The organism is Tenacibaculum sp. nBUS_03, from assembly GCF_051201695.1.
Classification (GTDB): Bacteria; Bacteroidota; Bacteroidia; order Flavobacteriales; family Flavobacteriaceae; genus Polaribacter.
In genome coordinates this window covers 3334259-3347593 of sequence record NZ_CP179214.1, presented here as the reverse complement: position 1 = coordinate 3347593, position 13335 = coordinate 3334259, and the positions used below count along the sequence as shown (strand labels likewise).

Below are 13335 nucleotides of genomic sequence, written 5' to 3'. Positions count from 1 at the left end.
AGTACTCATTATCTTTCATTTTACTTTTAAAAGCTATTGTATCATTCGTAAAGGGTATTTTTTTACCTAACGATATCGTTCTTTTCTCTATTGCTATCTTACAAGTACGTTTTTTACAAGATTTACAATGACAATCAGTTTGCTTATTTTTACCTTTCATCAAGTACTGGATCTGTTGAATAAACTAACAACTCTTTCTCGGCAAATAATCGTTCAGCAATTACTCCTCTACTTCTACAATCATCAATAAGTTTGTTTGATTCAATTATAGGATTAGATTCTTCTGTATAAGCTACATCTAAAATATGTCGTATCCAAGGTTCTTCCCCCATTGCATAAACATATACCTCTTTTGGCTTAAAAATGTCTACTAAGCCTATTCCTTCTAAATAATTACAACCCCTTCCTCTTCTAGAATAATCTTTATCTCTATCTGGTGTTTCAGGAAATAATGGCCCATACACCCATGAAGATGGTGCTCCGTCACATTCCATACCTAAAAACAATACATCTACTTCTCCATATAATTCTTGTACTTTTTCATAAAGTTTCGGTTCGATATTGCATGAATCTGCAACAGAAAGTATTGATGAGTCATTATAATCTATCAAGTAACAAAGTTTACTTTGAATAAATAAGTCATGATGTTCACCAAGGAATGGTATTCCTGTTATCTTTCCTCCTGGGAACTTAAGTTCTTCAAATTCTTCAAGCTCTTTTACATTATCAAAACCTAAATTTTCTAATAAAATTTTTAAAGAAGGATCTTGTATAGTTCCTTTTACATTAGCTCCTACAATTATATTATCTACTTTATGTCTTATCTGTAACATTGTTTCAACTAAAACATGATCATGATGGCTATGAGTAATAAGAACATAATCTATTTTTTCTGGTAAGTCTTCATAGGTATATCTTGAGATATCAGACTCATATGTGTAGCTTAAAACTGGGTCAAACAAAAAAGAAACACCCCCTGTTTCTACAAGAATACATGCATGTCCAAAATATCTAATTCTCATATTTTCCCCTTCATATTCTTCATATTTCCTGGGTTTTTCTTGAGTAAAAAACGATTCAAAAAGTTCCGTGTTATCAATTTCAACATCTAAATACTCTTTAATATACGCTAAAGTTTGAGGTGTATTTTTCATTTTAAATAACTCATCTAACCCTTTATTTGCAAAGGGGATATTAAGCCTTAAAGTATCTTTATTTTCCAGTCTAGGAGTAGAAAATATAAAAGGCCTATCCGCATCTTTTTCTATAAATGAAATAGCTATTGATTGAGATGATGTATCATAAAACTCACTTTTATATAATAATCCTTCAAAAAACCTAAAAGAGGGATTGTGATTCATATCGTAAACTAATTCAACATACCCCTTAAGGATATCTGGAACTTTTTCATATAAAGGCTCCATAGAATAACCTTTAGCTTCAGTTTCTAGCATCTTATAAAGATCTCTAATAGCTTTTGCAAATTCAATACTAGCCATACAGTCACCATTTGTTTGCGATATAAGTTCTGTTACCTCTTCTACCTTTTCTCCGTTTAAATCAATAAAAGGGCCTCCTCTAAAAGCTGGGTTCTTTACAGCTGAAGCGTGAATTTCTGGTGCACTTACATAAGAATTCATCATAGGCAAATGTCTATGTAAAATATTTAAAGCTCCCTGTACAGGTGGAATTATTTGAATCCATGCGTACCAGTTATTGATTAGTGGTTCTACTTGTATATTTTGCTTTAAATAATATAATTCGTTATTCATAATGATTATTTTAAATAATTAAAGAAGAGTGTTTATAAGTTACACTTGATTTAATATCTCTTTAATAGATTTTAGATTTTAGATAATGATAAAAATGGATAGTTTCTACTTTAACACAATACGCTCTGCGTTTCCAAAATTATCATAACTACTCGTAATTACTTCCTCTCCAGACTCTAAACCTTCAATTACTTCGTAATATTTAGAATTTTGTTTTCCAATACGTATACTTCTTTTTACAGCTTCAGTTCCTTCTGAATTAACAACAAAAATCCATTGACCTCCTGTACTTTGAAAAAAAATTCCCTTTGGTAATAAAACTGCATCTAAAGACTCTCCTAGTTTTAACTTTAAATTATAACTTTGCCCTGTTCTAATAGTTTCTGGTTTATCATTCTTGAAAACAAGATCTACCTTGAATTTTCCATTTCGAACTTCTGGATAAACTTTTCTTAAACGTAAAAAATAATTGGTTCCATTACGTTCTAACACACCTTGTAATTCTCTTTTTACTCGTTCAATATAATGCTCATCTATATTGGCTTCAATTTTAAAGTTTGTCAATACATTTATTTGACCTATCCTTTGACCTTGAGATATATTTTGACCAATTTCTGCATCTAAAAAACCAAGTTGTCCATCAGCTGGAGCCCTAACATTTAAGTAATCTAAACGCTTATACACCATCGCTAATGTTTTTCTCATTCTATTCAAATCAGTATCTAAACTTGATAATGAAGTAGTTCTTAAATTATCATCATTTTCTTTTTGTAGTTTTATAATATTAAACTGTTCTAATGCCAATTCGTAATCTTCTTTAGAAAGCAAATATTTTTCTTTAGAAATTAGCTCTTCTTTGTAAAGAGACTTATTTTGGGTAAAGTTTCTCTTTAATCTTTGAAGGTCTGTTTTTGCTGTTGCTAATGACCTTTTACCTTCTACTTGACGAGTATCAAATGTTAGCTTTGTAGATCTTAAATCATTTTGTTTTAAAGCTAAATTACTTTCACTAGCCATAATTTTTTCATAAAGATTCATATTTTCTAATTTCAGAATAATCTCCCCTTTTTTTACTGTTGCTCCTTCTTCAATCATTTTTTCACTAACTCTTCCACCTTCATACGCATCCATAAATATTGTTGTTATTGGTGCTACATTTCCATTTATTGTTATATAATCATCAAACTTCCCATCAGTAACCTTAGCTATAGAAACCTTATCTCTATCTATTCTATATGTAGAAATGCTTGTTACAAAAACAAATTGATATCCTACAAAGAGCACTAACAAACAAAGAGCTATATAGCCATAATGTTTTTTTCGAAATCCTTTTTTCTTTTTAATTTGTATATCCATAATTAAAAAAATATTGTTTGTTTATAAATCTTATTATTATTAACTAAAGCTCTATTTTAAAGCGTTTTTTTATTTTGAGCCAATTGTAAAAACAGGCAATCCTTGATAAAACTTTAATGTACTTCTATTCACTTCGAGTTTTAATTTCACTTGTAAATTCTGATTTTGAGAATTTGCAAAAAGATTCTTTGCTGTAAAAAGTTCTATAGAACTAATCATTCCTTTCTCATACCGTTTCTGAGCGATAGTAAAAGCTAAACCTTGTACTTCTTCATTTTTAATAGTTTGCTTATACTCAACTTGAAGAGCATGATATTCCAGCACCAACTCCTGAATAGTTTTGAATAAAATTTGCTTTTGTATTAACAAATCATTTTTTGCGTCTAAAAAAGCAATTTTTTGTTGCTTTATACTAGAACGTGTTGCCCATCCTGTACTTATTGGAATATTTAAAGACAATCCTATAACTTGAAAAGCATTGTCTTTAATTTGTTTTCCAAAAGAAACAGTATTACCTAAGTTATCCTTAATTGTTTCAGCATACGCTGTTCCATATCTTCCGAATAAAGATAAAGAAGGATATAATTTACCTCTTTCAATTGCTAATTGCTTTTTAACAGCTTCAATTTTGAGCTCGTGAACCTTTATTATTGGTATAAAACTCTTCGCTTTCTTAAAAACTGAATCTGACTCTACTTTAGAAGATTCTAATTCCTCATTTTTAGTTATTTCTTCTACTAAAAAAATATCTGTTGTATTCTGTAGATTCATTTCTTGAATCAATACTAATTTTGCAGCTGCTAACCGATTAAATGTTGTTGTTACATTAAGCCTCTCTGTTAACAAAATTGATTCGGCCTCATAAAGATCAGCACCAGCTCCAACACCTAACTCTATTTTCCTTTTCACCAAATCATAATTAGCCTGAGATACTTTTGTTTGTTCTTCAGCTATGATTAGAGCACCTTTAAGAAACTGCACATCGTAAAATGCTTGCATAACTCTTAAAGCTAACAAATACTTTTGCTGTAAAGTTTCTTTTTCAGTTGTTTTATAAATAAGATTTGAAACTTTTATAGCGTTCAACTTCTGAAACCCCATAAATAAATCTACTGACGCTTCTAAAGAATAATTATTTATAAAAAAACTTGTGTCAGAAATACTATTGTCATTCGGATCAACTGAACGTCCAAATCGAGTTGCATAATCAGATGTAGCTCTTACAGATGGTAACAAGTTTCTGTAGGATTGTTTATACTTTTCTCTATTAGATTCATTTTTGTATTTATTTTTTTTAATCTGTAAATTATGTTCAATAGCATACTCTACACATTTATTTAACGTCCAGCGCTCTTGCCCAACGCTCATCTTTGAGATCATCAAAAATGTTATTATAAATATTTGAAAATTGATTTTCATGGTTTTTATTTAAATAACTGGTTTCTAATTCTACATACGGTACGCATTCAATAGAGCTTGGTTTTATTAAATTCATCCTTCTTATTAATTAATGGTTAATTTCTAGTTCGTATGTTATTCGTTTTAATATTACATTAAACCTACTCCACCTCCTGTAAAGTAATGCAATGGCACAGTAGCAGATATATTTTGATGTAAAGAATTTATCCAAACATTAATTTTATGGTTTTCATTTACTCTATAAACTTCACATTCTACCCCAGACAATTTTCCTTTTTCAATTTTAAGTTTATCTCCAACTTTTGGCAGTTTAACATTCGTTTTTACTTCTGTAATTTCTTTGTCTTCTGTTAAAATTTTCATTTGTCGAATTTCTTTTTCAGAAACCTTTCCATATTCATCTCCAAAACGTATGTACGACCTAACAGAATCTACAGAGAGAGCTGTATGAAAATCTAGTTTAGATTTTATATTAACAAAAACATAACTAGGAAATAAAGGTGTATAAATTTTCTTTTTTCTATCACTCCATTGCCTTATTGTCATCCCCATCGGAAGAAATGATTCAATCCCTAATCTTTTTAATTCATTATGAGCTTTTTTTTCATTATTAAACTTTACATGAAGCACGTGCCACCCTATATTATTCTTCATTTTCCTTTCTTTTTTAACGACTAAACATGGCTTCGCCATTCCAAGTCACATGGTTATTTCATTTAAAAAAAGTTAGAGTAAATTATATAATCAACAGCAAAAATTTGTTGATTATAAACATTGTATTATTATTCAAGTTTTAAAGCGAATTCTTTTAATACCCCTATTAAAAGAATGCTTTAATTATTAATAATTCAATGAACTTATCTTTTACTTATTGTTTATCCAAATTTAAAGCACAACTACCTATTTTTAACTACACCAAAAGGTAGTTACACCGTTACAACCTAATTACTACACTTTTAGGTAGTTTAACTCTAATCATTAAAAGAAATAACTCGTTATCAATTAATGTAAAATCATTATCAATCTTACATGAAATGTATACTATACTATTTTCTTTTTATCAATGAAACATGGCTTCGCCATTCCAAGTCACATGGTTGTTTTATTTTAAAAAATGGTGTAAATTATTTTGTCAATACTAAAATGTATTGATTATAAACATTGAACTGATAATCAAAGATTAAAGGTGTTTTCAAACCATTTATTTTAGAAGAAAACTTTAATTATTAACAATTCAATGAACTTTTCTTATTCTTTTTGAGTATTCAAAATTAAAATACGACTATAGATTTTTAGCTACATAAATACGTTATACTCTATTTTATAACTTTTATTAAAGTCTTTCAACTAAAAAATAAACTAGTAACAAAAGCTAAAAGCTTATCTAACCTATTTTACAGATAACTCAATAACTTCTCTTTTTTAAAATTCTTTAAGTTTAGCATAATCATTACTTACTTTGTAAGAAAAAATTTATACTAAAAAACCTTAAAGAGTTATTTAGTAACTTAATGCTACGTCATTAAATAATACATTTACTTTTGGCAACTCATTAAAATCCTTTGATTCACCAATCAAATGCTTATTATCTCTATAAAAATTAATTAACCCATCATAAGACATACTTACTGGAATTGTTTCAGACCCTAGATAATCAATAGACTCTCCCACTACTTTAGTTTCAATTCCCATAAGTGACATAACCCTTAGTAGCTTAGCATCACATTCAGCAAAAGCAATGTTATCTTTATGCATACAAACAGGCATTATAGCACAAACCATTAATTTTTTTAATAAATTAATATCACGAACTCCCTGCTTTATAGCAAATCTTCCAATGTGCCATATTTCATTAATAGCGTTTCCATTAGTACACATCAATGGATTTATTCCAAACATTTTCTGTATTGGAAGCATACTAATATAGTCCCATTTTAAAACTCGTATTGTTCCAAGTATACTTTCGTTATTTTCTTTAATTACAAATATTTTTGAACTATTTGAATAACTAACTTCCTCTTCGTATACCGAACTAATTTCATCCTTATAATTTGTTGAAGAATTATTATCTGTATGATGCTTAAAATTTTCTGTAACGATAAATTTAGACATGTTTAAAAATTCATTTTGAATTACTTTTGGTTGTTGATTTTTAACTAGCATAGTGGTTTTTGTTTTAGCTAAAATTATTACAACCACAAGAGCAATACGCTACACAAAAGTTTAGTTATCAGACACATAAACAAAAACTACCCTTAAGGGTAGCTTTTTATTTTTTTAAAAAATTAAAAAAAAGAGAAACATTAAATAAGATAACCTAAACCCCTTTCAATAGTTTAAAAAAAAACACTATTTTTAGATGCCAAAAAAAATACTACTATGCCAAATGAAAATGACTTTTTTACATCTCGTAACACCGTCAATAATATTTCAGATAGTGAAATAAGACAAAATATGAACTATGTAGAGGCTATTAAAGCTTTCGCAAGAACTACATATAAGAGTATATATATTATTGATTACGAAAAAAAAGGATTCGAATACGTTTCTGAAAACCCTTTATTTTTATGTGGCCATACTGCTGCCGAGGTTCAAGAAATGGGCTATGCTTTTTATTTTAAATATGTTATTAAAGATGATTTAGATTTATTACTTAAAATTAATACTATAGGTTTTGACTTTTTTGAAAACATCCCAATTGAACAACGTATTTACCATACTATCAGTTATGATTTTCATTTAAAAAACCCTGATGGTAAAACCATCTTAATTAATCAAAAACTAACCCCCGTTTACTTAACTCAATCCGGAAAAATCTGGAAGGCCATCTGTATTATTTCATTATCTTCTGAAAAAGAATCTGGAAATATTAAAATTTATAAGAAAGGGGATAACAAAGTATTTAAATATGATCTTGAAGGTAACTTCTGGAAAAGCATGGAAAAAATTAAATTAACCGATCGAGAAAAAGAAGTTTTACAATTCTCTATTAGAGGATATACTATTGGTGAAATAGCTGATGCTATTTTTGTTTCTCCCGATACAGTTAAATTTCATCGAAGAAAACTATTCACAAAACTAGAAGTAGCTAATATTTCAGAAGCTATTTCATCTGCTACGAATAATAAACTAATCTAAAAAATTATAAAACATCATCTATTACTTTTGATAAATAAAACTCTGGAAATTTTTTAACTTTTTTTCCTGTTGCAATATTAAAAAGTAAATGTGTGCACATTGCTGCTACTGACCATGATGCTATTGATAATTGAGGAGGGGACAGAGTACCCTCTTCTTTTCTATATTTTTCTATAACATCGTCAATCCATTGTTGAGGGTTTCCCCAAAACTTCAAATAACTAGAAGCATACTCAACCATCACTACTTCATTAAAATCTTGATCAGGTTTTGATAAAGCATCTAAAGACAATCCATCTTTTGTAATTACAGTAACAAGACTCCCCCACCCAATATTATACGGATGTAAAACAGGTATGTTTAATTTTTGACATGTTGAATCAAAAATCAAGGGAACTGGTGATGAAAAATCTAAAGCATTTATTGCTGCTTTATGCCCTTCTATGTGATCTTTAACATTTTCTACTGTTAAAAACATATCTACAGTTTTGATGTTTGCGTTTTTATTAATAGACAATAAACGCTTCATCAAGGCATCAACTTTGTTTTCTGTAATGTCTGATTCTGTATAATTTTGACGATTTAAATTAGACTTCTCAACTTGATCTCCATCAATAATAGTAATATTTTCAAAACCAAATCGCAAAGCACACTCGGCTATAACACTTCCTATACCTCCGCCTGCAAGTAATATTGGAAAATTTTTTATTATCTCTTGCTCTTCTTCGTTCAGGTATATTCTATTCCTTATATATCTATCTTCCATTGTTATATTTTATCTTAACAAAAATAAAGTAATGTAAATAATGTAATATACACAAAAGGGTAGTTTTTAAATTTTAACTCTTTTCCTCTACATTAATTGTTTTTCTTACTTATAATTAAACATTTACGCTTTAAACTCTTTTTAAATAATTTCATTTTACTGCAAAAAAAAACCTTCCAATAAAGTGAAAGGTTTTATAAAATAGTAGCGGGAACTGGACTCGAACCAGTGACCTTCGGGTTATGAGCCCGACGAGCTACCTACTGCTCTATCCCGCGATTTGTGGGTACAAATATACGACTTTTTCTACTTTATAAACAAATAAAAAGCCCCTTTTTAAACTAAAAAAACCTAAACACTACAAGTACAGGTCATTAAAAAATATTTATCTTCTTTAAAAACCATGTATCTTTGTCTCATGGTACACAAAGCAGGATTTGTAAATATTATTGGTAATCCAAACGTTGGGAAATCAACATTAATGAACGCACTCGTTGGCGAAAAACTTTCAATAATCACTTCTAAAGCGCAAACTACTAGGCATCGTATTTTAGGAATTGTGAATGATGACAATCATCAAGTTATTTTTTCTGACACACCTGGTATTATAAAACCAGCATATGAATTACAAGAATCGATGATGGATTTTGTAAAAGCTGCTTTTGAAGATGCTGATGTACTCATATATATGGTAGAAATGGGGGAAAAAGAGCTAAAAAATGAAGCTTTTTTCAATAAGATAATTCACAGTAAAATACCTGTTATTTTATTATTAAATAAAATAGATACATCTAGCCAAGAAGAAGTAGAAAAAAAAGTTAGCTACTGGAAAAATAAAGTTCCAAATTCATTTGTTTATGTAATTTCAGCTCTTGAAAAATTCAATATTGAAAATGTTTTTCAAAAAATCTTAGAGCTTTTACCTGAAGGACCAGCTTTTTACCCAAAAGATCAACTAACAGATAAGCCTGAACGTTTTTTTGTTAATGAAAAAATTAGAGAAAAAATTTTACAACATTATAAAAAAGAAATTCCTTATTCTGTTGAAATTGAAACTGAAAGTTTTATTGAAGAAGAGGATATTATAAAAATTCGCTCAGTAATTATGGTTGAACGTGATACTCAAAAAGGAATTATTATTGGTCATAAAGGGAGTGCTATTAAGCGTGTTGGAACAGAAGCACGTAAAGATTTACAACGATTTTTTGACAAAAAAGTTTTTCTTGACTTGTATGTAAAAGTTAATAAAAACTGGCGTTCTAATGATAAACAATTAAAACGTTTTGGCTATAAGGATTAGTTTATTTAATATTTTTCAAAACTTGTTTGGTAAATTCTTTAAGTTCGTCCATCTGTTTTTTTCCAATTGATTTACCTATAGTTCCAATTCCATATAATACAATCCATAATAAAGATAAAACTACAAGCATTACTATAGGAAAAAGTGTACTTTTTTTTAAAGACCAATTGCTATAAATAACTACTCCAAAAATTAAAACGGATATAGCAACACCAAAGTGGATAAACATAAATAATGTCCACACCTGAGGTTTTGGACCAAACAACCCTTTAATTTTACTTCTGTTTTCAGTTAATTCTTCAATTTCAACTTGTAATTGTGGTGACCAATAATGATTTTCTTTTTCAGGTACATCAACTATAATATGATTATCAATAGATTTCATTTTAAACCTCTGATTTCCATCTATATTCTTCTTCAATTTTTCAAGTAAGAAATCGGCATTCATGTCAAAATCTATTTGAAACCTTGGTTTTAAAAAAACTTGATTATATAATGTATCATCCATTACCCTGCTAATTGATTTTATTAAATTTACAATTTAAAAACAATTAATAAATAATCATAACAAATATTTGCACTTACACTAACTTTTAGTTAAAAGAGAACTTACAGCTTTGCCTGAAATATAAAGACCATGAAAAATTTAGCAAAAAGTATTATTGTATTTTCTTATTTATTCATTGTTAGTTGTAATGATGAATCTCCAGCTCCTGTACCTGAAAACACTACTGTAAATTTTAAATATAAAACAACAATTAAAGTAGGTGGTGAAGGTGCTTCCGAAATAACTGCTTATGATGCGAAAACTAAAAAAATATTTATTGTAAATGTTGAAAAAAAAGAAATCTCAGTTTATGACATAACAAACTTAGATGCACCTGTAAAAAAAACACCAATAACAATAACAAGTGGATCACCTAATAGCGTTAGTATATACAATGGTAAACTAGCTGTAGCAGTTGAAAACAACAATAAACAAAGTAATGGTAAAGTTGCACTTTACAACACTGCTAACCAATCATTAGAAGCTTCGTTTACTGTAGGAGCATTACCTGACATGGTTACTTTCTCTAAAGACGGTAAAATGATTATTTGCGCAAACGAAGGAGAACCTAATAAAGATTATACCAATGATCCTTTAGGAAGTATTAGCATTATTTCTCTTGAAAACAAACAAATTACAACACTCGACTTTTCTTCGTTTAACTCTCAAGAAGCTGAATTAGAAAGTAAAGGTTTTAGAGTATTTGGCCCTAATGCAAATTTAGCTAAAGATGTTGAACCTGAATACATAACTGTTTCAGATGACTCAAAAACTGCTTGGGTTTCACTTCAAGAAAACAACGGAATTGCAAAAATAAATTTGATTACAAAAACAATCGAAAGTATTTACCCTTTAGGTTTTAAAAACTATAACATAGCTAAAAACTCAATTGATCCAAGTAATGAGGATGATAAAAAAGAATTACGAAAAGTACCAGTTTATGGAATGTATCAACCTGATGCTATAACTCATGTTACTATAAAAGGAATTGGTTATGTTATCTCAGCGAATGAGGGTGACGCTAGAGAGTATGAAGGAACTCCTGGATTTATTAACGAAGAAAGAGTTAAGAATATAAAATTAGATCCAACTGTTTTTCCTTCTACAAATGATTATCAAAATAAAGCTAATTTAGGAAGACTAAAAATTGCTTTAGATATAGGCGATACTGATAATGATGGAGATTATGATGAATTATATTCTTATGGTGCACGCTCTTTTAGCATTTGGTCTGAAAATGTTAGTTTAATTTATGACAGTGGAAATACAATTGCTAAAGAACTACTAGCAACTACTTCTGATAAATTTAATGATAATGATAAAAGAAGTGACGATAAGGGTGGCGAACCTGAATGTGTAGAAGTTTTAAAGATAGCCAATCAACGTTATATTCTATTTGTTGGACTTGAGCGAACTGACCAAGTATTGGTATATGATATTTCTAATCCTGCTGCTCCAACATTTTTAACTATTTTATCTCATAATGGTGATGAAGCACCCGAAGGATTATTAGCTATTCCTTCAATAGATAGTCCTAATGGAAAAGATTTACTTATTGTATCTAATGAAGATAGTGGAACCGTTAGTATTTATGAAAATTTAAAATGAAATTAAAAAAAATGTAACTAAACAACTATTGGTGAGCAATCAATAGTTGTTTTGTTTTATAGAAACACTACCTTTGCAAAATGAGTAATATTATAGCAATAGTTGGAAGACCAAACGTGGGTAAATCTACCTTATTTAACCGTTTAGTTCAACGTAGAGAAGCAATAGTTGATTCTGTAAGTGGTGTTACAAGAGACAGACACTATGGAAAATCAGAATGGAACGGTAAAGAATTTTCTGTCATTGATACAGGAGGATATGTAGTTGGATCTGATGATATCTTTGAAGGTGAAATTAGAAAACAAGTACAATTGGCTATTGATGAAGCTGATATTATAATATTTGTGGTAGATGTAGAACAAGGAATTACTCCTATGGATGATGCTGTTGCCAAAATATTACGACAAGTTAAAAAGCCTCTTTTTATGGCTGTTAACAAAGTAGATAACGCCATGAGGGATGCTGATGCTGTAGAATTCTATAATCTTGGATTAGGTGATTATTATACTATTTCCTCTATAAATGGAAGTGGTACTGGAGAATTGTTAGATGCTGTAGTTGAAGCTATTCCTGAGCCAGAAAACGAAGAAGAAGAGAGTGAATTACCTCGTTTTGCTATAGTTGGAAGACCTAATGCTGGTAAATCATCGTTTATCAATGCTCTAATTGGAGAAGACAGAAACATTGTTACCAATATTGCAGGTACAACCAGAGATTCTATAGATACAAAATACAACAGATTTGGTTTTGAATTTAACCTTGTAGATACGGCTGGTATTAGAAAAAAATCAAAAGTAAAAGAAGATTTAGAATTCTATTCTGTAATGAGAGCAGTAAGAGCCATTGAACATTGTGATGTTGCTGTTCTTGTGATTGATGCAACAAGAGATTTTGAGGGTCAAGATGAAAAAATATTCTGGTTAGCTGAAAAAAACAGAAAGGGAATTGTTATTTTGGTTAATAAATGGGATTTAGTTGAAAAACAAACTAATACCATGCGTGATTTTGAAGCGCAAATACGTAAAAAAATTGCTCCCTTTACCGATGTACCAATTATATTTACCTCTGTACTTACAAAGCAACGTATATTCAAAGCTATTGAAACTGCTGTTGAAGTTTTTGAAAATAGAAAGCGTCGTATTCAAACTAGTAAATTAAATGAAACGATGCTAGAAATAATGCAACATAACCCTCCTCCAGCGACTAAAGGTAAATATATCAAAATTAAATATTGCATGCAGTTACCTACGCATACACCTCAATTTGCTTTCTTTGCTAACTTACCTCAATACATTAGAGACCCGTATAGACGCTATATAGAGAATCAACTTCGTGAATATTACAATTATACTGGCGTACCTATAAGTATCTATTTTAGACAAAAATAAGCTTAACAAACATTAACATATTTTAACTCTTACATATGTAA

At 29.2% G+C, this 13335-nt stretch carries 11 protein-coding genes and 1 tRNA gene; 4 read left to right on the top strand and 8 right to left on the bottom strand.

The window, feature by feature from the left end:
• Nucleotides 1–149: 149 nt before the first annotated feature.
• The 5 genes from ACMFBB_RS15295 to ACMFBB_RS15275 form a co-directional block, all read right to left on the bottom strand.
• Nucleotides 150–1772, bottom strand: coding sequence for an MBL fold metallo-hydrolase (locus ACMFBB_RS15295; protein ID WP_435261612.1), 1623 nt, complete (start codon nucleotides 1770–1772; stop codon nucleotides 150–152).
• Between the two features lie 105 nt (nucleotides 1773–1877).
• Entirely contained in the window at nucleotides 1878–3128 is a 1251-nt protein-coding gene (locus ACMFBB_RS15290; RefSeq protein WP_435261611.1) for an efflux RND transporter periplasmic adaptor subunit, read from the bottom strand.
• A 69-nt stretch (nucleotides 3129–3197) separates the two neighbouring features.
• Nucleotides 3198–4496 (bottom strand): TolC family protein, encoded by a 1299-nt coding sequence (locus ACMFBB_RS15285; RefSeq protein WP_435261610.1) that lies wholly within the window; start codon nucleotides 4494–4496, stop codon nucleotides 3198–3200.
• A gap of 180 nt (nucleotides 4497–4676) precedes the next feature.
• Nucleotides 4677–5201, bottom strand: coding sequence for a UpxY family transcription antiterminator (locus ACMFBB_RS15280; protein ID WP_435261609.1), 525 nt, complete (start codon nucleotides 5199–5201; stop codon nucleotides 4677–4679).
• 846 nt (nucleotides 5202–6047) lie between these two features.
• The gene (locus ACMFBB_RS15275; protein ID WP_435261608.1) at nucleotides 6048–6710 is read right to left on the bottom strand and encodes a hypothetical protein; all 663 of its coding nucleotides are present in this window, start codon (nucleotides 6708–6710) and stop codon (nucleotides 6048–6050) included.
• 216 nt (nucleotides 6711–6926) lie between these two features.
• On the opposite strand from ACMFBB_RS15275, the gene ACMFBB_RS15270 reads away from it, so the two are divergent.
• Entirely contained in the window at nucleotides 6927–7685 is a 759-nt protein-coding gene (locus ACMFBB_RS15270) for a response regulator transcription factor (RefSeq protein ID WP_435261607.1), read from the top strand.
• Between the two features lie 4 nt (nucleotides 7686–7689).
• Here ACMFBB_RS15270 and ACMFBB_RS15265 read toward each other — a convergent pair whose 3' ends face one another.
• Both ACMFBB_RS15265 and ACMFBB_RS15260 read right to left on the bottom strand, forming a co-directional pair.
• A complete protein-coding gene (locus ACMFBB_RS15265) occupies nucleotides 7690–8451 on the bottom strand; it encodes a ThiF family adenylyltransferase (protein ID WP_435261606.1) in 762 nt (253 codons plus the stop codon).
• Between the two features lie 205 nt (nucleotides 8452–8656).
• Nucleotides 8657–8729: transfer RNA gene (locus ACMFBB_RS15260), tRNA-Met, on the bottom strand.
• Nucleotides 8730–8869: 140 nt separating this feature from the next.
• Between ACMFBB_RS15260 and era the strand changes: the two genes are divergently transcribed.
• Nucleotides 8870–9751, top strand: a complete 882-nt coding sequence (gene era / locus ACMFBB_RS15255; protein ID WP_435261605.1) for a GTPase Era — start codon at nucleotides 8870–8872, stop codon at nucleotides 9749–9751.
• 1 nt (nucleotide 9752) lies between these two features.
• Here era and ACMFBB_RS15250 read toward each other — a convergent pair whose 3' ends face one another.
• A complete protein-coding gene (locus tag ACMFBB_RS15250) occupies nucleotides 9753–10259 on the bottom strand; it encodes a GTP-binding protein (protein ID WP_435261604.1) in 507 nt (168 codons plus the stop codon).
• A 129-nt stretch (nucleotides 10260–10388) separates the two neighbouring features.
• On the opposite strand from ACMFBB_RS15250, the gene ACMFBB_RS15245 reads away from it, so the two are divergent.
• The gene (locus ACMFBB_RS15245) at nucleotides 10389–11906 is read left to right on the top strand and encodes a choice-of-anchor I family protein (protein WP_435261603.1); all 1518 of its coding nucleotides are present in this window, start codon (nucleotides 10389–10391) and stop codon (nucleotides 11904–11906) included.
• An 80-nt stretch (nucleotides 11907–11986) separates the two neighbouring features.
• Nucleotides 11987–13294: a ribosome biogenesis GTPase Der gene (gene der, locus ACMFBB_RS15240; protein WP_435261602.1), complete on the top strand. Its 1308-nt coding sequence runs from the start codon at nucleotides 11987–11989 to the stop codon at nucleotides 13292–13294.
• Nucleotides 13295–13335: the final 41 nt, after the last annotated feature.

Bases quoted from the DNA above. Each gene is read 5' to 3' on its own strand.
- ACMFBB_RS15270 (WP_435261607.1), top strand. From the start codon at position 6,927: ATGCCAAATGAAAATGACTTTTTTACATCTCGTAACACCGTCAATAAT.
- ACMFBB_RS15275 (WP_435261608.1), bottom strand. From the start codon at position 6,710: ATGCTAGTTAAAAATCAACAACCAAAAGTAATTCAAAATGAATTTTTA.
- ACMFBB_RS15280 (WP_435261609.1), bottom strand. From the start codon at position 5,201: ATGAAGAATAATATAGGGTGGCACGTGCTTCATGTAAAGTTTAATAAT.
- ACMFBB_RS15250 (WP_435261604.1), bottom strand. From the start codon at position 10,259: ATGGATGATACATTATATAATCAAGTTTTTTTAAAACCAAGGTTTCAA.
- ACMFBB_RS15285 (WP_435261610.1), bottom strand. From the start codon at position 4,496: ATGAGCGTTGGGCAAGAGCGCTGGACGTTAAATAAATGTGTAGAGTAT.
- ACMFBB_RS15295 (WP_435261612.1), bottom strand. From the start codon at position 1,772: ATGAATAACGAATTATATTATTTAAAGCAAAATATACAAGTAGAACCA.
- ACMFBB_RS15290 (WP_435261611.1), bottom strand. From the start codon at position 3,128: ATGGATATACAAATTAAAAAGAAAAAAGGATTTCGAAAAAAACATTAT.
- der (WP_435261602.1), top strand. From the start codon at position 11,987: ATGAGTAATATTATAGCAATAGTTGGAAGACCAAACGTGGGTAAATCT.
- ACMFBB_RS15265 (WP_435261606.1), bottom strand. From the start codon at position 8,451: ATGGAAGATAGATATATAAGGAATAGAATATACCTGAACGAAGAAGAG.
- ACMFBB_RS15245 (WP_435261603.1), top strand. From the start codon at position 10,389: ATGAAAAATTTAGCAAAAAGTATTATTGTATTTTCTTATTTATTCATT.
- era (WP_435261605.1), top strand. From the start codon at position 8,870: ATGGTACACAAAGCAGGATTTGTAAATATTATTGGTAATCCAAACGTT.